Origin of the sequence: Microcystis sp. M061S2 (assembly GCF_020245605.1) — a bacterium.
In the GTDB taxonomy this organism is placed as follows: Bacteria; Cyanobacteriota; Cyanobacteriia; order Cyanobacteriales; family Microcystaceae; genus Microcystis.
This window is the reverse complement of sequence record NZ_JADBUP010000137.1, coordinates 18,687-38,045: the sequence shown is the minus strand read 5'-3', so window position 1 is coordinate 38,045 and position 19,359 is coordinate 18,687. Positions and strand designations below refer to the sequence as shown.

Annotated in this window: 16 protein-coding genes and 1 tRNA gene; 7 read left to right on the top strand and 10 right to left on the bottom strand. The window is 42.6% G+C overall.

What is annotated here, in order from left to right:
* A partial coding sequence (locus tag IM475_RS20520; RefSeq protein ID WP_287728942.1) for a hypothetical protein occupies positions 1–1,015 on the top strand: 1,015 nt, incomplete at its 5' end.
* A gap of 268 nt (positions 1,016–1,283) precedes the next feature.
* Here the strand turns inward: IM475_RS20520 and IM475_RS20515 are convergent.
* Complete coding sequence (locus IM475_RS20515; protein WP_287728941.1) at positions 1,284–4,610, bottom strand: AAA-like domain-containing protein; 3,327 nt, start codon at positions 4,608–4,610, stop codon at positions 1,284–1,286.
* A 114-nt stretch (positions 4,611–4,724) separates the two neighbouring features.
* Here IM475_RS20515 and IM475_RS20510 point away from each other — a divergent pair, with 114 nt between their 5' ends.
* On the top strand, positions 4,725–5,081 hold the full coding sequence (locus IM475_RS20510; protein WP_287660546.1) for a hypothetical protein: 357 nt from the start codon (positions 4,725–4,727) through the stop codon (positions 5,079–5,081).
* Between the two features lie 117 nt (positions 5,082–5,198).
* Complete coding sequence (locus IM475_RS20505) at positions 5,199–5,435, top strand: hypothetical protein (protein ID WP_287660545.1); 237 nt, start codon at positions 5,199–5,201, stop codon at positions 5,433–5,435.
* 65 nt (positions 5,436–5,500) lie between these two features.
* Here the strand turns inward: IM475_RS20505 and IM475_RS20500 are convergent, their stop codons facing one another.
* Positions 5,501–6,424, bottom strand: coding sequence for a lysylphosphatidylglycerol synthase domain-containing protein (locus IM475_RS20500; protein ID WP_287660544.1), 924 nt, complete (start codon positions 6,422–6,424; stop codon positions 5,501–5,503).
* A 139-nt stretch (positions 6,425–6,563) separates the two neighbouring features.
* Between IM475_RS20500 and IM475_RS20495 the strand changes: the two genes are divergently transcribed.
* On the top strand, positions 6,564–7,037 hold the full coding sequence (locus IM475_RS20495) for a hypothetical protein (protein ID WP_287660542.1): 474 nt from the start codon (positions 6,564–6,566) through the stop codon (positions 7,035–7,037).
* Positions 7,038–7,105: 68 nt separating this feature from the next.
* On the opposite strand, the gene patR is transcribed toward IM475_RS20495, so the two are convergent.
* Positions 7,106–7,978 carry a heterocyst master regulator PatR gene (patR, locus tag IM475_RS20490; protein WP_287728940.1) on the bottom strand — a complete coding sequence of 291 codons (873 nt, stop codon included), beginning with the start codon at positions 7,976–7,978 and terminating at the stop codon, positions 7,106–7,108.
* Positions 7,979–8,252: 274 nt separating this feature from the next.
* On the opposite strand from patR, the gene IM475_RS20485 reads away from it, so the two are divergent.
* Positions 8,253–9,053, top strand: a complete 801-nt coding sequence (locus IM475_RS20485; RefSeq protein WP_287728939.1) for a tetratricopeptide repeat protein — start codon at positions 8,253–8,255, stop codon at positions 9,051–9,053.
* Between the two features lie 658 nt (positions 9,054–9,711).
* Here IM475_RS20485 and IM475_RS20480 read toward each other — a convergent pair.
* From IM475_RS20480 to IM475_RS20460, 5 genes are all read right to left on the bottom strand, one after another.
* On the bottom strand, positions 9,712–10,131 hold the full coding sequence (locus IM475_RS20480) for a YraN family protein (protein ID WP_287660538.1): 420 nt from the start codon (positions 10,129–10,131) through the stop codon (positions 9,712–9,714).
* Between the two features lie 167 nt (positions 10,132–10,298).
* Positions 10,299–10,676 (bottom strand): DUF3110 domain-containing protein, encoded by a 378-nt coding sequence (locus IM475_RS20475; RefSeq protein ID WP_286824946.1) that lies wholly within the window; start codon positions 10,674–10,676, stop codon positions 10,299–10,301.
* A 79-nt stretch (positions 10,677–10,755) separates the two neighbouring features.
* Positions 10,756–11,217, bottom strand: a complete 462-nt coding sequence (locus IM475_RS20470; protein ID WP_287660536.1) for a DUF2996 domain-containing protein — start codon at positions 11,215–11,217, stop codon at positions 10,756–10,758.
* 349 nt (positions 11,218–11,566) lie between these two features.
* The gene (locus tag IM475_RS20465) at positions 11,567–14,560 is read right to left on the bottom strand and encodes a type ISP restriction/modification enzyme (protein WP_287728938.1); all 2,994 of its coding nucleotides are present in this window, start codon (positions 14,558–14,560) and stop codon (positions 11,567–11,569) included.
* 227 nt (positions 14,561–14,787) lie between these two features.
* A tRNA-Pro gene (locus IM475_RS20460) sits at positions 14,788–14,861 on the bottom strand.
* Positions 14,862–14,932: 71 nt separating this feature from the next.
* Here IM475_RS20460 and lipA point away from each other — a divergent pair.
* On the top strand, positions 14,933–15,838 hold the full coding sequence (gene lipA, locus IM475_RS20455) for a lipoyl synthase (RefSeq protein WP_409880494.1): 906 nt from the start codon (positions 14,933–14,935) through the stop codon (positions 15,836–15,838).
* Here the strand turns inward: lipA and rdgB are convergent.
* Positions 15,801–16,394 (bottom strand): RdgB/HAM1 family non-canonical purine NTP pyrophosphatase, encoded by a 594-nt coding sequence (gene rdgB, locus IM475_RS20450; RefSeq protein WP_287728937.1) that lies wholly within the window; start codon positions 16,392–16,394, stop codon positions 15,801–15,803. The two genes, lipA and rdgB, sit on opposite strands and share 38 nt — an antisense overlap.
* A 167-nt stretch (positions 16,395–16,561) precedes the next feature.
* A complete protein-coding gene (locus IM475_RS20445; protein ID WP_287668398.1) occupies positions 16,562–17,482 on the bottom strand; it encodes a class II fructose-bisphosphate aldolase in 921 nt (306 codons plus the stop codon).
* 100 nt (positions 17,483–17,582) lie between these two features.
* On the opposite strand from IM475_RS20445, the gene hflX reads away from it, so the two are divergent.
* Positions 17,583–19,286 (top strand): GTPase HflX, encoded by a 1,704-nt coding sequence (gene hflX, locus IM475_RS20440; RefSeq protein ID WP_287728936.1) that lies wholly within the window; start codon positions 17,583–17,585, stop codon positions 19,284–19,286.
* Positions 19,287–19,359: the final 73 nt, after the last annotated feature.

The window sequence follows — 19,359 nt, the reverse complement described above, 5'->3', positions numbered from 1 at the left end:
CGTAGGCGCACTGAAAGAACGAGTCCCCGCCGATTTACTGGCCTCGCAAAATAGTACGCCACCAGTGGTATTTTTAGCACGACTAACCAAAAAACTGCAAGATAATCTGGGGTTAGCTGAAGAGGCCGCTAGATGGGCAGTAGAATCCTGGGCTTTAGCTTTGGGGGTGATTTCAAGCAATGACCTTAAAACCAACCCTTCATCGGATCCACCAATTCCTACGCCAGTTCCTACGCCAATCCCGACTCCTGTACCAGATTCTGCCGGGCAACCAACTTCCTCTTTCTCGGTTTCTTCAACTATCCCCGTGCAACTGCCTGTCAATCCCGTCACCATTCCTTCTCAGCCAGTACCCCCGCCAACGCCTCCTTCACCTTCAAACAATTGGACAAAGATTGCGATCGCTCTTGGCTCAGTGGGAGTTTTGGCATTAGCGGGCAGTGTAGTGCATTTTCAAGAACAGCAAAAACAGGCGAGCGATCGAGAAATAGCCGAATTGAAAGCCAGAGAAGAACAACGTCTAGAAGCGGAACAGCGCCAACGAGAAGAGGCCGAACGTCGAAGAAAAGAGGCAGAACAACAACTTGCAGAAGAACAAAGAAGGAGACAAGAAGCAGAAGCCCGACTGGAAGCAGAGCGTCAGAAATCAGAAACTTTTGTTCCTAGTGAAAGTGTCAATCAAGATATCAACGAAGGCGAAGCGATATCCCTGATTGAAAATCTGTACTATGCGCTTTCAGAAAAAAACTTCGATCAGGCAAGGTCTTTATATAGCCCACAATTGGCAGAGTCATTTTCTTCTCCTAGCTTCTTCAGTCAATTTAAAAGAGTAACTGTCGAAGATTTACAAGTTACTTCGAGAACAGATACTTCGATAAACTTTATAGGACAAAATACTTATGTTTATCCCGATGGTTCAACCCAAAGAGAACTCAGATCGTACACCGTGAGAAACTTGGATGGAGAGTTAAAAATTACAGCATCTGAATTCATTAAAGTGACAAAGTTTAGATAAAATTCTAGCGTTAAAACCAAAAATGTTGGGTTCTTCGTTACTTGGTATGATTCTATATGGAGACATAAATCGACTAAATCCTGATCTGGCAAGAGATTTAATTGATTAGTTCGCTCCAGATCGCAAACAATTGACAAAAATCGCAGTAATGTCTGTTTCTATAAGGGTTTCATCCCTTATAACCCTGTCCGTTGCATAAGACAAACCGAAGAACCCAAGAAATTAACTAATTAATTTAACCTTCACCCCCCACCCAGTTAAAGCAAGTTTAAAATGTGAATGGTTTTATTTTCCCAGTACAGGGGGATAGTGCTTCTCGTTTTTCGGGACGAGTCCTGAGATAATCTTCTAACCAAAGACAACCTCGATCGAGCAATTTTTGTAAATAATTATATTCCGTTTCTAAGGGCCATCGATGCTTTTGACCATCCCTAGCAATAATCAAAATCTCTTGACCATCAGGACTAAAAGCGATCCCATAGACGATATCTTCTTCTATTTTAAACTCCGAGCGCAAATTTCCGTCCATGTCCCAGCGTCTAGCTGTACCATCCCTTGAAATAGCGGCGATTTTTTCACCATCGGGACTAAAACTAACTCCATAAACGGGAAAAGAATCAGTTTTAATCTCCTTTAAAAGATTGCCCTGTAAATCCCAAATTTTAATCTTTCCCCGAGTAGCGGTAGCAATTTTTTGATGATCAGGAGAAAACACCAAATCATAGATAATACTATCATCAACTGTCCAAGAATTAATCAATTTAGTCCGATGATTGCTTAAATGCCAGTATTGAACTTTTCCCTCGCTTGTTCCCGTGATTATTGCTGTTCCCTCTCCATTAAAAGCAAGACTATAAATCGGTACTTGACTAGCGGTAAATTCTTGAAGCATTGTTCCTTTTTTGCTCCAGATTTGTACTTTTCCATTTCTTCCTGTAATCGCAATCTGATTATCATCAGGATGAAAAGCTATACTATAGATTGAGCGCATTTTTGTGGCAAATTCTCTAATGTTTTTTCCCTGGGAATCGAGTAAAGTAATCTGACCATCTTTATTAGCAATAGCGATAATATTCCCCTGGGAATTAATGGTAACACTGGTATTATCGGCCTTAGCTTGATTTAAATTGTTCAGCTGCCAAATTTTAGCCGTTTCATCACTCGATCCAGTTACCACCTCTTTTTCATCTTGACTAAATACAGCAGTAAAAACTGATTCTTGATGTCCTCTAAGAGTAGTTATTTCTTCCCCTTCCAGTCCCCAAATTTTAGCACTACCGTCACTAGATGCAGTAATTATAAACTGGCCATCAGGACTAAAATTAACACTGTTGACAAAATCTTGATGTCCCCGGAAAGTAGCTATTAAATTTCCCTGTAAATCCCAGATTTTAGCAGTTTTATCGGCCGCTGCTCCGGCAATTTTTTGACCGTCGGGACTAAAATTAACACTATAAAAAGCCTCAATATTTTCTTGACCTAAACTCAAGATAATTTTACCTGATAAATCCCAGATTTTAATCGTACCATCCCGGGAAGCAGTGGCAATTTTTTGACCATCGGGACTAAAACTAGCTGCATCTATCGATCTTTTATGTCCCTTAAATACCTGTAAAGTTTGACCTGATAAATTCCATAATCTAGCGGTTTTATCCCTGGAAGTAGTCACAATTTTTTGACCATCGGGACTAAAACTAACACTATAAACTGATTCTTGATGGTCAGGATAGGTGACTAAATTTTGTCCTTGCAAGTTCCAAATTTTGGCGGTTTTATCTTCGGAAGCGGTGGCAATTTTTTGACCATCGGGACTAAAACTAACACTATAAACTGCTCCTTGATGACCTGTCAAAGTTTGAATATTCTCACCTTTTTGATTCCAAATTTTTACCGTCCCATCTTGAGAAGCAGTGGCAATTTTTTGACCATCAGGACTAATACTAACACTATAAATAGTTCCCCGGTGTCCTTGCAGTTGGTTTTTTTCTTGAATGCGATCTAAAATTTGTTGCAGGGTAATAATTGGACTGGTAGCAGGATATTTACCCAGGGTTTGGTCATCAGTAACGATATTTTTTAAACTATTGACTGCTTGCATGGCCGCAATTAAAGATTCTAGTTGTTCAAATTTAAATTGTTGCCAATAACTATCACCCTGGCGCTGTAATTGAATACCTAGTTGAGCGGTTTCTACTTGCTGCCACGCTTGTTTTACCTGGACAAAAGCTAAGAGAGAACCCAAAAGAGAAGCAATTAAAATTACCGAGCCAATTTGAATTCTTTTGGTGGCTTTTTGGTGAGCGATTGCTAGAATTTTATTAGCTTGCTTCTGAGTTTCTAGGCTAATTTCTGCCTCTCTTTTATCGAGATTTTGACTGGCAGTTAAAAACTGATAATCAAGATTACTTAAGCTTTTCCCCTGAGACCAATCGAGGGCATTATTTAAAGCTTTTCCGCGTAAAAGCCGCGATTCATCGGTATAATTAGACTGTTGCCATGCGGCGATCGCTTCTGAGTAGGGACGCAATTGCTCTAATTGTTTTTCCAGCCAATTGAGATTAAATATTTCTCGATAAATAGGATTATAAACTACTAATTGATTATCCTTTTTTACCACTAATCCCGATAACCTTAATTCCCCTTGTTCTGGACTATCATCGCACAGGATTGCACCTTTTTCTAAAATTTGTTGATAGATGCCTAACAAACGACCGGCTTTGTCTTGATTTCTTAACAAGCGATCAGCAATAGTTCGCAGATGCACTGGTTCATCATGAGATTCCCAATTATTAATAACTCTCTCTTTGATCAGCGTCTCAATATCTAAATTACTTTCCCGCAATAGCTGACAGATTTTCTGGGTTAAAAATGGCTGTCCTCCCGTCCAAAAAATAACTTTTTCTAACCAGTCGGGTTGATAATTACTTTGACTGGATAATCCCGCAGCTAAAGGAGCAATTTCTGCAAGATTAAATCCCGTTAATTCGATCGCCTGGCCGATATTAAAAGATGTTTGGGTCTTTTCGCGAATTAAATCTGCTGGGGTAGCAACACCGAATAAAGCGAAAGTAATTCTTTCATACTGGGCATTTTCCGCCCTTTGGTTATAACAATAACGAATCAGGGAAAAAAAGTCATCTAGAGAAAACTGTAAACTGAGAATTTTATCGATCTCGTCGATAAAAATATATATTTTCTCTCCCTGACAATAAACTAATAAAACTTCCTCGATAAATTGTCCCAAACGCTGCACGGGAGGTAAATCCTCTCGCTCGCGCAACCAGGATTTAAGATTAATTTTTCCCGTCAGATTAAATCCTAAAAACAAACGGGTAATCACGCCGTTATACCATTGGGATAAATTATCATTGCTACCAAGACTGGTTATATCTACCGCCGCGCAATCCATGCCCAATTGCTGTAAAATACGAGTCACTCGTACCCTTAAACTGGATTTGCCCATCTGACGACAGTTAAAAACGTAGCAAAATTGACCATTTTTTAACGCCGTTAACAGTTCTTGGTCGGCATTTCTCTCGATATAGGTAGGATGGTTATAGGCAAGACTACCCCCGACACGATATTGATAATTCATTATTCTTAAACAAAATTATTTCAATGTCACCAACGGAAATAAAATAGACAATTGTGATGGAGATATCTATAATGCAAGGATAATCGCTATTGACAACCTATCCCCAAGGCAATTATGAAGAAAACTTTTTTCACCTCCATCGCCGTTAGTGCTACCCTCGTCAGTGGCATTGTTTTAGGTACTCTTGATGCTGGCAGCGCCTCCGCTTGTCCTTTCGCTAAAGGTAAAAGCATTTTTGGCAGCAATACCACCTTCCATGTCAATCCTAACAAACTTATTTTAGGGGTTGCCGCCGCTACAGGAGCAATCACCGTAGCGGGTGTTTTAAGCTACCGTCGTTTTCACCCCGGGCAGCTTCCTGAAGATGTCGCCGCTAACCTGCCGTCGGTATTTCCTATCCCCATTCCCCCCGCAGCTTTAAACGCGGCAGTGGAGGCAGAAGAAGCGGCAGAAACCAGCAAAATCTCCTAAAAATCTGCTATATTTCCTCAAAAAAGGTGTTGGCATCCCCGCAGCTTTCCCGCTAGGCAACACCTTTTTCTGGCTAATTGTGTCCCAGTTATCAGAATTTTCAGCGATTTTTAAGTTATGTTAACAAGTGCAACCCTACCACCAGAGGTAAAGATGGGCAACTCCACCACATTTTCTGACACCCCACTTCACAAAGATCATCACACTTGGGAGCATTTAAAACAAGCCATCGCCGCTAGTTCCGGTTTTCGGCGTTGGCAGCAAGAACAACTAGAATCAGGTAAAAATAGAGACGATGCTGATGCTCGCATTTGTTCCTATCTACGCGAAACTTTAGAAACTTTAGCCTACTAGATTGATGCTCCCCAGCTATGAAGGCATGGGGACTTTTTTTGTCCGTTTAAGCTAATTTGAAGACCTTATTTTCTGCGAGCTTCGTAACCCAACAACCAGACAAAAGCGACAATTAAAGGCAGGAAATAATAAATAGCTCGATAGGCGATTAAAGAACCTAAAAGCTCGCCATTAGATACATATTCGGGACGTAATCTCAGCATGATAAACTCAAAAACCCCTATTCCCCCCGGCACATTGCTTAATACCCCTGCCGTCATGGCAAATATATAGAGACCGAAAAATCCTAAAAACGAAACATTGTAGCTGCCCGGGAGAAGAAGATATAAAACTCTAGCGGCTAATATCCAATCGATAAAAGTCAGCAAAATCAAAGCTAGGGAAAGAGTCCAAGAGGGTAAATAGATATTTTCTTGGCCGATTCTTATTGGTTTTTTATAGGTGAGAGTCAACAAAAAATATCCCGTAACCAGCAATAAAAAAATTATTCCTAAAGGTTTAGTAGTTAAAAAAGGTAATTTTAAAAGTTGAGGAATCCTTTGGGGATCGACGAGGAAACTTAAACCACCAATCCCTAACATTCCTAACCAAAAGCTTAAATGGGTAAAAGTGATAACTTTGGCAATATCCACCACCCCCACCCCCGCAGGAGTATAGAAACGATAACGAATCGCTGTCCCGGAAAATAAGGTTAAACCAATGGTATTACCAAAGGCATAACTGATAAAAGCAGTGCGGATAATAGTGCCTAAAGCTAAGGGATGCTTGATATAATAAAAACCTAGGCGATCATAACCCGTCATCGACAAATAACCCAAAGCCATCCAAAAAATAGCTTCTAGCTTACGACTTGTGGTAATATGATCCAAACTAGCCAACAGTTGGGCAAAAGTGTAGTGTTTAAATTCTTGACTAATTGTCCAGACCGCTAGAATAAATAAACTCAAGGACAGGATAATCGGAGCAAAACGCAGAATTTTGTTACACATCTTATTTTTTACTAAGTAAGTGGTTGTAATTAAACAGAAGATAGATTTTACCTTCGACCCCCCCCTGTCCCCTTATTAAGGGGGGATATGACAATTTTTAACACCTACTTATTTAATCACTTTTAACTCATTAAAACTCATGAAAAGATCAAAGCTAGATCTAGCCAAACGTCTAAATCGATCCCGAGAAAGGAAATATGATAAATTCCTGACTTCCTCCTTATATTTAACAATCATTCTGGTTTTGTGTTATCTACTCTACCTCAATCTTCCTTGGTCTTTTCATCTTTTTGTGCATTGGGTGACTAAAGGGGGTGATTTAGACAAAATTCCTGCCAAATTTCATTCAGAACTTAATCAATTATGTTTGAGGGCAGATAGTGCGGGGGAAGTAAAAACGAGAAACTATACAGAACATACAGAAATCGCCGAAGCTCTTGGTACATTTAGATGTACTCTAGTTAATGGTGGTCAAGAATGGCTAATAGAAGATTATAAATCTTTTAATTCTGCCGATGAAGCGATTTTAGGCACTCAGTTAGCGGTTTTTATCACGGAGATTTTGGGAACAGATTATAGTTATAGAATTCGCGCTTATATTCCTAGATACTAAGGATCAACTAACTCCTGAAAAAAACTTGTAAACCTAGGGATGGGTTCTGCACCCATCCTAGAAAAAAATTAGTTTTCCGATGGGGGTTTGGGGCGGGAAGGCCTAGTAACGGGAGATTGTCCGGGGGTAAAAGGTCGTTTTTCTCCTTCCCCTTCCGGTCCATAATATCTATCGGCCGAGGGACGACGATTTTTATCAAAAGGCTTTTTAAAACCTCCCTTACCCATCGGTTTTTTCTTGCTGGCAAAACCGAGGTCCAAACCTTCCAAAATAGTTAAGGCATCCCCTTTAAGTTGCACCTGAAAATCCCAAAAACGACTGACCGGTTTACTAGGTAAAGTTCCGCGCAATTTTAGTTTAAAAAACTTGGGTTTGTCCGCTTCAGTTTTGGGCATTTGTCGGATTTTGACCACTACCGCTTGATTTTCCCGTTCGGTAAAGATGACTTCACCTCGAATCGAAAAATAACCCGGGGTAGAAGCGAGGAGAGGCTCTATCTCTTGATCATCCTCTTTTTTCAGGGTTTCTGGTTCCCAAACACCGACAATCTGAACATGAAGGGCATCATTTTCCTGACGGGTACGCGGGTAAACCACCCAAAGATGGGGTTTTTCCAGATCGAGATGATTTTTAACCAAACTGATCACCCGGCCGAGAATCACAGAATCGATCAGAGTACCATCGGCAGTTAAAATATTGCCTTTAGTTAATTGTTCCTCCGATCGCTGATAATGACCATAGACGAGACCGATCGCCCGATACTGCCGCAGATGACTGGGAGGGGGGATCGGTTGTTGGCGTTTGACTTCTTCGGGGGTGGCTGACTCTACGGCTAAATCAGCCTCGGTATGGGGGGATTCAACGGAGACTTCCTGAATTTCCACTTCAGGGGTCGGGGGGGTTTTCGGTGATTCGGTAAACCGATTCCCAGGACGATTCATATCACACTCCTAGCGGCGGAGACACACAGTAAATTAGTAATCAAGCAAGTCAAAAGCGCGATCTGGGGGGTTACAATAACCCTCTAGGGCGACTCTACTGGCATCTAGTATATTAAGAACCATGATCTTTTGACTGTCAACCTTGTCAAAACCCTTTTGAGTCTTGACCGTTTGCCCATTGTACTCAATAAAGAGCGGCGAATTCGATCGATCCCCTAATCAAATCTCCAGACTTCTATAACATTTTCTTGTCTGTCCCCTCGCACCCCAGTCTATGAAAGCTTCTCTCTCTAACCGTCGTTGGCTGTCCATCGGTCTCGTCCTGATGTTATTTGCTTTGCTGTCTTTCTCGACCATGCCGCTATTGACTTCTATTCTCAAAAGTCAGCACTCCTCGGGCCAGAGTCATCTGTCCACAGTGAAACAAGAGGAATTAGCCAGTCAAGCACTGGGTTATCAGATGGTTTTAGAGCGCGAACCCGATAATCAGACGGCTTTGCGGGGATTATTAGATACTCGCTTACAGCAGGGCGATTTAAAGCAAGCGATCGAACCTTTAGAAAAATTAGCGCAACTTAACCCCCAACAATCCGATTATCTACTACTTTTGGCGGAAGCGAAACAGCAAATAGAGGATTATGCAGGGGCCACAGCCAGTTATCGCAGCCTTTTGGCCTCCCAACCCCAAGATCTACGGGCCTTAACTGGATTAACTAATTTATTTCTCAGCCAAAACCGCTCTATCGAGGCGATTAGTCTGGTCAAAGACACGATTGATCGCGCTTTAAAAGCTGGTTCCGATCCCAATAATCCGGCTAGTTTAATCGATATCGTTTCCGTTCAGTTACTTTTAGGCAAAATCTATTTCGAGCAGCAAAATTATCCAGAAGCTTTAAACGCCTATAAACAAGCTCAACAGATGGATGTTAACGATTTCCGACCGATTTTAGCGACTGCGATCGTACTAAAAGAACAGGGCAAAAATCAAGAGGCTCAACCCCTCTTTCAAGAGGCTCTCAGTCGCGCTCCTTTTGCCTACAAAGAGGAGATTCAGTCCCTAATCAGTAATCAGTGATCAGGAGTCGGAAGTCAGGAGATCGGGTGATCGGGTTTTGGGGTGATAAGTAGTCGTGCAAAATAAATTTCCTAGTGAAGATAGGCAAAAGGCAAAAGGCAAGAGGCAAAAGCTTTATCAAAATGTGTAATTAATTTTGCTTAGGTACTTAGGGTGATGAGACAGCTTCCCCACTTCCCCCACTTCCCACTTCCCCCACTTCCCAATTCATAATTCATAATTCATAATTCCCATAGTTTTGTAACGGCAATTTTTACTAAAAATCAATAAATGTAAACTTTAATTACAAGGTCGATCTAGTCCTGACAAAGGTGTTATCTTAAGAACATAAGGCACAAAGGAAGCGACTCAACTTCCTTCCAGGCAAAAAGACCTAGAGCCTGTGCCACCTGCTCTAGCTCAACGCAACAGCTAAATCGGACGCAGATTCTCAAAGTTTGTAAAGTAAAGTATGGTTTCGCCTCTGTTGCTCGATATAGGACAGATGGAGTGAGCCGTAATCATCACCTGAGTCGGTAAACTGAGAAATCTTGATAGTTGACAGATAGACTGTTGTGGGTTCCGTAAACCTTTATTATGTTGAGTCCGTTAATTTTTCAGGAGTCCATATCGTTTGTACAAGATGAAGCCCGCCTCCCTAGGCGGGCCTATTGTGTTTTTAGAAAACCGCCACGAGATATTCCTGTAACTGCAATTGATAACCTGCCTGTAGCTGACAGGGATAATCAAGGGAAAACTCAGGTAAAGCTAATAGAGAACTTTTTTGACAACTAACCAAAGCCACATCGAAACGACAGGTTAAATCGGACCATTGGGGATAAAAGGAGAGAAATATCTGGGCAGCTTCGTAAATTCTCCCCTGTTTACGGTCATCGATGGCTAATTTGCCCCCTAAATCCCAATTGCCGGCGCTGCGGGTTTTAACCTCGACGAAAGCGAGAGTCGCCTGAGATTTAGACAAGACGATTAAATCGATTTCACCGCCGCCACTACGCCAACGACGCTGGAGGATATGCCATTGCTGTAATTGCAACCAATCCGCCACCAAATTTTCGCCCAATTCCCCCACAGTTGTCATCTTCAGTTATCAGTTATCAGTTATCAGTGGTCAGGGAACAGGGAACAGGGAACAGGGAACAACGTTGATTTATTATCCTGTCTTCTGACTCCGAACTCCTGACTACTGGCTCCTGTCTCCTGTCTCCGAACCAAGCAGGACAATTTTCGATTTTTACCAGAGGTCTATTACAAAAGTCCTTCTAGACGACGACGGATGCTGTCCAACTCCGCATCGGGAATCTCGGAAAACTCCTCCTCGGCGGGGGGGACTTCCTCTTTTTGCCAATCCAACTCCTCGGCATTGCTTTCGGGGGGAATTACCAACATACCCGCTTCAATCATTTCCGCTTGATAGCCAGCATCGCGACAAAATTCCGCCACTTCCTCCGAATCAATTTTCTCTACCGTGGGAGTCGGGAAATCCTGTGCCTCTAACAGCAGCGCATAACGGGTGGCATCATCTTCCGATTCAAACATCAACACCTTATTGATAGCTCCCATTTGAATGGTGTGGATACCTTCGTTTTCTGTGCCTGCGTTAAAAAGTAGTACAAATACACGCATAATTACTATTAGCGATCGATAAGCAGTGGTCGTCTATGCTCATTTTACCCCCCTTCTCGATCGCTAATCCTCAGCAATTTTAGTTTCTCGTCAACCACTTTTGACCGTTAAGCCGTTGCAGGGTGTAAAACAACAGTAAATCGAGACTAACTTTCCTTTCATCGATCATAAATGATTCAAGTGTACTAGGTTGTGTCCCGCCCTCAGCTTGGGAAAAAGCTTTTTTACCGTTGATGTTTTCTTCCAAAAAATAAATGCTAAATTGACGCATTCCCCCGAGCCAATTGCCGGTTAACTGCCAACAGGGAGAGCTAGAAAAGCCCTGCACGGCAATTTTATCCTGTTTAAAGGACAGTTTTATATCAGTTATACCCAGCTTTTGCAAGGCTGCCGCCAGTGCGGGTTGAAAATGCTGCTCGATAAATTCAGCAAAGGGTTTTTCCTCGATGGTAGGCTCCTTGGGTTTTTTAGCAGCCGCAGGTTGAGCCGGTTTTTCTGCTGCTGCTGCCGGAGTTGCGGGGGTGGTGGTTTCTTCTGCCATAGGAATTAATCTGGAATGGATAGGTAGCTACAATTATATTTTCTCCCGGGTTATCGGTTATCAGTTTTTTTAGCTATCAGCTTTTATTTACCCCATTGATTAGCCATTTTTCTGGTGAGGGCATTTCTCATAAAGATGAAGTATAACCAGGAAAGGTAATGAAAACCTCTATATCAAGGTAGTAGGGTTGATTCATGAATCAATCCTACCTTATCAAGGGGAGCAGGGGGGATCGAACCTAAAATCCATTTTTAATTTAATTATAACCAGCTACTTAGGGTTTACTGAAAAAGTTTTTACTGGAGGCAGGGTGTAGAATCTAGAATAAGATTTCCCAGAAGCAATCTTTTTAATGTCTCATCGCTTCTATTATTTTCATGGTTTCGACGCTGACAGTACAGACTCGTTGTAATAAGTCAATTACTGTTTCTTTATAATCGGCAAAGCGATAGTTATTAAATCTTTCGGCGATGGTTTGATCTTTGGGTTTCTTTTCCTTATATTGATCTAATATCCATTCTAGGGCCGAACGATTACCGAGTTTATATTCCCAAGCAATTTTGGGAATATCTTGTAGGAAAGTGACATCATCAAGGTTGATGGAATTTTTTTCTCGGTCAGCTTTTAGTTTAGTTTTCGGTTTGAGGTTATTATTAGTATCAATGCGGGTTAGTGGGTAGGGTGCGACGGTTTCATAGTTGATATGTAATTCCATTAGTTTGCTTCCCCATTCTACCCATTGAGAGAAGTTATCATAAAAGGGAAGCCGGGGAAATTCTCGCTTAAGATTTAATTCGTATTTACTGCGATATTCCGGGTAGTGGAGGACTGCATAAGTGTAGTGGAAGATATCGAGTTTGGTGATGGTTTTATTGTTGTAATGTTTTTGGAATTGTTGCAATCCCCAATCGGTGATATTGTCGATACGGTTTCCTTCTTTCTCGTAGTAGTAGAGGGGGAGACATTGAGAGTCACCTGTTAAATGATAATCAGCTACTTTCTCACTAACAACAACCATAAAAGGTTTTGAAGAACCTGCATTACCAAACTCGATAAAAATATTTGATTCATTATTGTTAAAAATATCGAACCATTGAAATGTTACACTATTAAAATGTTTATCTAAGTAGAAAAACTTCTTCACAAACGGGCGATATAGAGCTACAATAGCATTTTCTTTTTCAAACTTCTTGTTGATACCTTTTTGTAAATGTTTACTTAATTCTCTGTCCCATTTAATCATATACTTTTCAGGGCAATGTTTATCCCGTAAGTTTTTTTGATATATATCTACCAAGAATTTGATCTTAGTTTCGAGATTATCTCTTGAAAAATCATATACCCATTCATCTCTATGTGTATCAATTCCTAAAGAAAACAACTTAAACACAGCTTTCTCAGACTTGCCACTTTTTACCTCCTTATCAATCAACGGTAGCAGTTGATCAAAATCATTATCTGATTGATTGAGCCAATTATGTTTTTTATCTGGGATGATATGCTGGAAACTTAATTTATCAAGAGTATTTTCCCGAAAATATTCTTGTTTCTCTTCGGCTTTTGCATAATCTTGAATAGCATTATAAAAAATCTTAAAGCCTTCGGATTCCTGATTCCTGACAAGAAAATAGACAGCAATTCCTACTTTAATCTTGTCGCTGAAAACATTACCCCCCTCTCTTCGTCTCCTTTCCCCGCTATTTCGTGCATTTCCTTTCGCATCAACAATCCAAATCTCATTAAACTCGTCGGCAACTACTTTTCTAAATCCATCATAAGCCAACGCATCGATAAAAGAAGAGTTAGATACAAAAGCAATGATACCATTTTTATTTAATCGATCCGAAGCCCAACGAATAAAACGAGTGTACATATCATAGACGACAATTTGATTCTGTGCCTTACCTTCTTTGACATAACTATATTTAATGCACTTGTCAATCGCTTCATAACTTCGATTTGCATTACCTTGATTAAAATTCTCCTGCCTGGCATTATAAGGAGGATTACCAATAATTACAGAAATATTGCGGTCATTTTGATTATGAATCCGTTGGGTATTCTCCGCCGACATGGCAAACAAATCCATCTGCTTGATATTAGAAGCAGCATGGTCCAGGGTATCCACAAAACAGATATGCTCAAACTCTTCATACTCACCCATCTTCTGCTTGTAGGTGAACTCAATATTCAAATTAGCAATATAATAAGGCAGAATTGCCACCTCATTACAGTGCATCTCATGCTTATACTTGTACCGTAACTTATCCTTCGGTAAATACTCAATCAACTCCGTTACAAAAGTTCCTGTACCCGTCGCCGGATCTAAAATTTCTACTCCTGGATCCGCCAACAACTTCCTAAAATGCTTATGTACTAAATAATCGACACTTTCAATCATAAAACGGACAATTTCATTGGGTGTATAGACAATTCCCAACCGGTCTGCCGCTTTCGGATTGTATGCTTTATAAAAATTCTCATAAATCGCCTTGAGAAACTTCTGCTTTTCGTGGTGGTTATAAATATTCGCCGCCGTCCGCCGAATTACCGCATAATAACGTTCAATAGTCCCTAAAGTATTGCGCTTGGTATTACCAGTAAAGAAAGTTTCAATCACTCCCTGTAATTCCCTAGCGATATTATTTTCCCGGTGAAATTGGGACTCATTAAAAATATTGATAAAAATATCCTCTGTCAGGATGTGCTGAATAATCATCTCTCGCACATCTTCCAGACTAATTTCTGGATTGATTGACTTGCGACAAATCTCTAAAAAATTGTCCCGCGCTGTCACAAAATTCCGATTCGTCTCCGACTGCAACGCAATTAAACCCCGCAACGCTTCCAAAATTGTTGGTAAATCTTCCTTAAAACTATCAATCGCCTCTCGAAAATCCTCAACCTCTGGACGTACATAATTGATAAAAGCATTAATAATCCCATCCAAAGCCTCATCATCGCGCATGGAGACGCGCAGTCTTTCCTCTCCTCCTTGAATTAAAACCGCCGTCTGGGAGTCTTCAAATAAAATATTGTCATTAGGGTAGCCTTTCGCTAACTTTTTCTCAATTTCTTCATCTAAATTATCGTATTGATCCTTACTTTCCCAATATCCCCAATCTAACCGTAAAGCATCCTTTACCGTCCCGTCAGGATAGACAACTTTTCCCGACTTAGTGCGATAATCCAACTCCGGAATTAACAAAAAATCCCGCGCCTTGCAATAGTCATTTAATAAATTCTGAAAAGCGACTCTAATCGAAGTTTCCTTGCGACTGCCGCCATATTGGACAATCTTCTCAACTTCCGCCTGATACTGGCTGATTAATAATCTAGACATGGGCTTAGAGGAGGTAAATAAGTAGTTATAATCAAATAGAAGATAGATTTTGGACTCTCTTATTCTTGGTGTGATCAGTTTAACCCATATAGGAGCGATCGATCTTTGTGTCCTCTGTGTCTCTGTGGTTTTTTCCACTCCCTCGCCAGCAGGACTATATCCTAGAATACATTTTACCCAGCAAACCCAAGAGAGTCGATTGTGCCTCTCCCCTTGATTGTCTTTAATCGGGATGACAGGATTCGAACCTGCGGCCCCTTCGTCCCGAACGAAGTGCGCTACCAAGCTGCGCTACATCCCGAAAGTTTTTAGCTAAATCATCATAGCATATTCGGCCTTGATTGGGTCGAGACTTGCTAGGATATTACAGATATAGGCAAAAATTATCGGAGTAGTTCAGGCGTGACGGTCAAACCAGAGTGGTTACGGGTAAAAGCACCGCAATGGCAGCGAGTCGGCAGTGTTAAGGAGGTTTTACGCGATTTAGGCTTAAATACCGTTTGTGAGGAGGCTTCCTGTCCCAATATCGGCGAATGTTTCCACGCGGGGACGGCTACCTTTTTAATTATGGGTCCTGCTTGCACTCGCGCCTGTCCTTACTGTGATATAGATTTTGAGAAAAAACCCCAACCTTTAGACTCCACGGAACCCCTGCGACTAGCGGCAGCCGTGCAACGTCTCGATCTTAATCATGTAGTGATCACTTCTGTCAATCGCGATGATTTGGCTGATGGGGGTGCTAGTCAATTTGTCCGTTGTATCGAGGAAATTCGCCGCATTTCCCCTAAAACCACTATCGAAGTGCTGATTCCCGATCTTTGTGGCAATTGGCAGGCTTTAGCTTTAATTCTTGCCGCTAAACCTGAAGTTTTAAACCACAATACCGAAACTGTTCCCCGTCTCTACCGTCGCGTGCGTCCCCAGGGTGATTACCAGCGTTCTCTAGAATTATTGCAGCGCGCTCGCGCCATTGTTCCCGCTACCTACACAAAATCCGGCATTATGGTGGGATTGGGGGAAACCGACGAGGAAGTGCGGCAAGTGATGGATGATTTACGGGCCGTCGATTGTGATATTCTCACCATCGGGCAGTATCTGCAACCATCGCCAAAACATCTCGGTGTACAGGAATTTATCACCCCTGAACAGTTCCACGCTTGGCGCGAATACGGGGAATCTCTGGGATTTTTACAAATTGTTGCGAGTCCCTTGACAAGAAGCTCTTATCATGCTGAACAAGTCAGAGCCTTAATGAATTTGTACCCGCGAGAGTCTTGAGATGGGGCAGCAATTGCTCAAAAGCTCGTCCTCGGTGGCTAATTTTTCTTTTTAATTCGGGAGACATTTCCGCAAAGGTTAAAGCGTATTCGGGGACATAAAAAATCGGATCGTAACCAAAACCACCCTCACCCCTAGTACTGGTGAGAATTTCTCCCGTGCAGATTCCTGTGGCGCTCAAGGCAATCTCACCATCGGGACGGGCGATCGCAATTACACAGACAAAACGAGCCGATCGATCCTGATTATCTCCTAATTCTCTGACGAGGCGATCGATTCTTTCTCGATCATTTTTACCATAGCGGGCCGAGTAAATCCCCGGGGCATTTCCTAACCCGGTTACTTCCAATCCCGAATCATCAGCGATCGACCATTCTCCCAAAGTTAGGGCAATTTGAGCAGCTTTTAAATAAGCATTTTCAGCAAAAGTCGCCCCGGTTTCCTCTATCTCTAAATCATCGGGTTTTAACTGCAATTCTAGGTCGATATCAGTTAAGTATTCCCCTATCTCTGCTAATTTACCCGCATTACTCGTGGCTAGAATTAATTTTTTCATCGGCCTTTTATCTCAGTGATCAGTTATTTTAACCGTCAGGAGCCGGTCGTCGAGAGTCAGACTTCAGGAGTCAGTATTCAGGAGACAGGAGATTATTTTTATTTATTCTCCCTTCTCCCTTCTCTCTTCTCCCCAATTCATAATTCATAATTCATAATTTATAATTCCTAGTCCCTAACCCCCGATAATCCCGCTAACATTTGAGCGTAGGGAGTTTCGTGGAGATGGGCCTTATTGACAGCACCAAAAAGGGTTAATTTGTCGATAATTACCGATTTCATCGCGGAAATTGCCTCTCCTGCGATTTCTAATAAATCCTTATCCTCTGGCCCACAAATTTCCCGTTTCAGGGACTGCATATAGGCTTGACGCACTTCTGTATTAACATTAAATTTGCAGACTCCTAACTGGATCGATCGCCCGATCATTTCTGGGGGTAAACCGGAAGCACCGTGTAAAACTAGGGGAATAGACAGAAGTTGTCGAATCCGGGCCAGGCGATCGAAATCGAGACGGGGCGGACTTTTGTACTCGCCATGGACATTACCGATAGTTACGGCCAGAGAATCCACTCCCGTTGCCTGCACAAATTGCACTGCTTGCTCAGGATCTGTCATTTTAGCCTCTTTTTCGGCAATAGTTAACCCGTCCTCAGTGCCACTAATTCGGCCGATTTCTGCCTCCACCACAGCCCCGTATTCGTGAGCGAGACGAGTCATTTCTTTGGTAAAAGCGAGATTATCTTGGTAGGGAAGATGAGAGCCATCGGCCATAATTGAGGTCATTCCCGCTTCTAGGGCCTCGTAGATATCGCTGGCTTTAGTGCTATGGTCAAGATGGACCGAGATAGGAACCTTGGCCGAGCGAGCGGCCTCTAAACAAAGAGCGACGAGGGTGGAACTGCCATAACGCAAAGCGCTGGGGTGAATTTGCAACATAGCGGGACTACGGCAATCCTCGGCGGCACTAATCACCGCTTTGACCCCTTCTAGGTTATAAACATTAAAAGCTCCGATCGCATAGATATTTTTGCGAGCGGTTTCGAGGAGTTCCTGAGTAGAAGCGAGCATAATATGGAAAATAACCATTGATACTGCCCAATTTTACCTTAATTAGGGCTGGCTTCTAGAGGACAAATAAAAGGGCAGCCATGGTCAAAATCGCTACAATATATAGATAAAATCCTAATTGCGAGGAAAGCCTATCGATACCATCTTCGGCAATACCCAGGGACTGAAAGCCAGTCAGATGAAACAGCTACAAAGGCTGTACCATGAACGCTTGCCTATCGACAGTCTCACCACCCCAGAATTCGCCCAAAGACTGGCGGCCATCAGTACCGATATTCATCAACCCCTCTGCACCTATATCAACCGTCGCGGCCAGGTAATTCGTGTGGGAGTGGGAACCCCCCGACAAACCCAATTTTCCCTCTTGGAACTACCCCGCTACGGTTCCGAACGTCTTTGCGGAATTCGTTGTATCGCCACGGAACTCAAGCAGGAACCGCCAAAAGAATCCAGTTTAACCGCCATGGCTCTGCAAAGATTAGACGCACTGGTGATCTTAACCCTAACCGGCACAGGCATGATCCGTCGCGGTGGTGGGGCGACTGGTTATGTGGAGCAGGTCTATCTGGCGCATCTCATACCACAAAGTCAAACAAATGTCAATAGTAATATATACTGGTCTGTCTCCCCGCCCTTAAATCTAGAGGATTTAAGCAAACAGGACTTTTTAGAGTTAGTGGAAGGACTAGAGGCGGAGTTTCAGCGCGAATTTACCGCTATAACCGTTGATACAGCCGAAGATCGGGTGCTATTGGTTGGTTTAATGACCGACAATATGAGCGATCGCCAGTTCGAGGACGGTTTAAGCGAATTAGAACGTTTAGTTGATACCGCCGGGGGCAAAGTTTTGCAAGTCACCCGACAAAAACGGGATCATCCCCATCCTCAAACAGTGATCGGTTCGGGAAAAGTGGCAGAAATCGCCCTACAGGTGCAAACTTCGGGGGCTAATTTAGTTGTATTCAATCGGGATCTTTCTCCCGCCCAAATTCGCAATCTAGAGAACCAAATCGGGGTGAGAGTGGTCGATCGCACCGAGGTGATCCTGGACATTTTCGCCCAACGGGCCCAATCCCAAGCGGGTAAACTACAGGTAGAATTAGCCCAATTAGAATACACTTTACCCCGTCTCACCGGGCGCGGATTAGCCATGTCGAGATTAGGGGGAGGAATTGGCACTCGCGGACCGGGGGAGACAAAATTAGAAACAGAACGCCGAACTATTCAACGTCGTTTATCCCGTCTCCAGGATGAGGTGGATCAACTGCAAGCTCATCGTTCCCGTTTACGCAAACAACGGCAAAAACAAGATGTAGCCAGTGTGGCGATCGTCGGTTACACCAATGCAGGAAAATCTACTTTAATTAATGCTCTCACCGCTGCCGAAGTTTATACCGCCGATCAACTGTTTGCTACCCTCGATCCCACCACCCGACGCTTAACTATTACCGATCCCCTCACCCAAGCATCTCACCCCCTCTTACTAACCGATACGGTGGGTTTTATCCATGAATTACCACCCTCGCTGGTGGATGCTTTTCGGGCAACTTTAGAGGAAGTAACGGAAGCAGACGCCTTACTCCATCTGGTGGATCTCTCCCATCCAGCTTGGGAAAGTCAGATTGCCTCGGTATTAAAAATCCTCTCGGAGATGCCGATTCAAACCGGTCCGATGTTAATGGTGTTTAATAAGTTGGATCAGGTAAAAAGCGACGATTTGGAAATAGCTAAGGAAAAATATCCCCAAGCTGTTTTTATCTCGGCTATTCGTCGGCTAGGATTGGAAACTTTAAAACAAAAGTTAATCGATTTAACCGCTTAGGTAGGGTTGGCTGAATAAGTCTGTTGGTGGGGTTAGGAGGCAGTAGCCGGTCGTCAGTAGCCGGTCGTCAGGA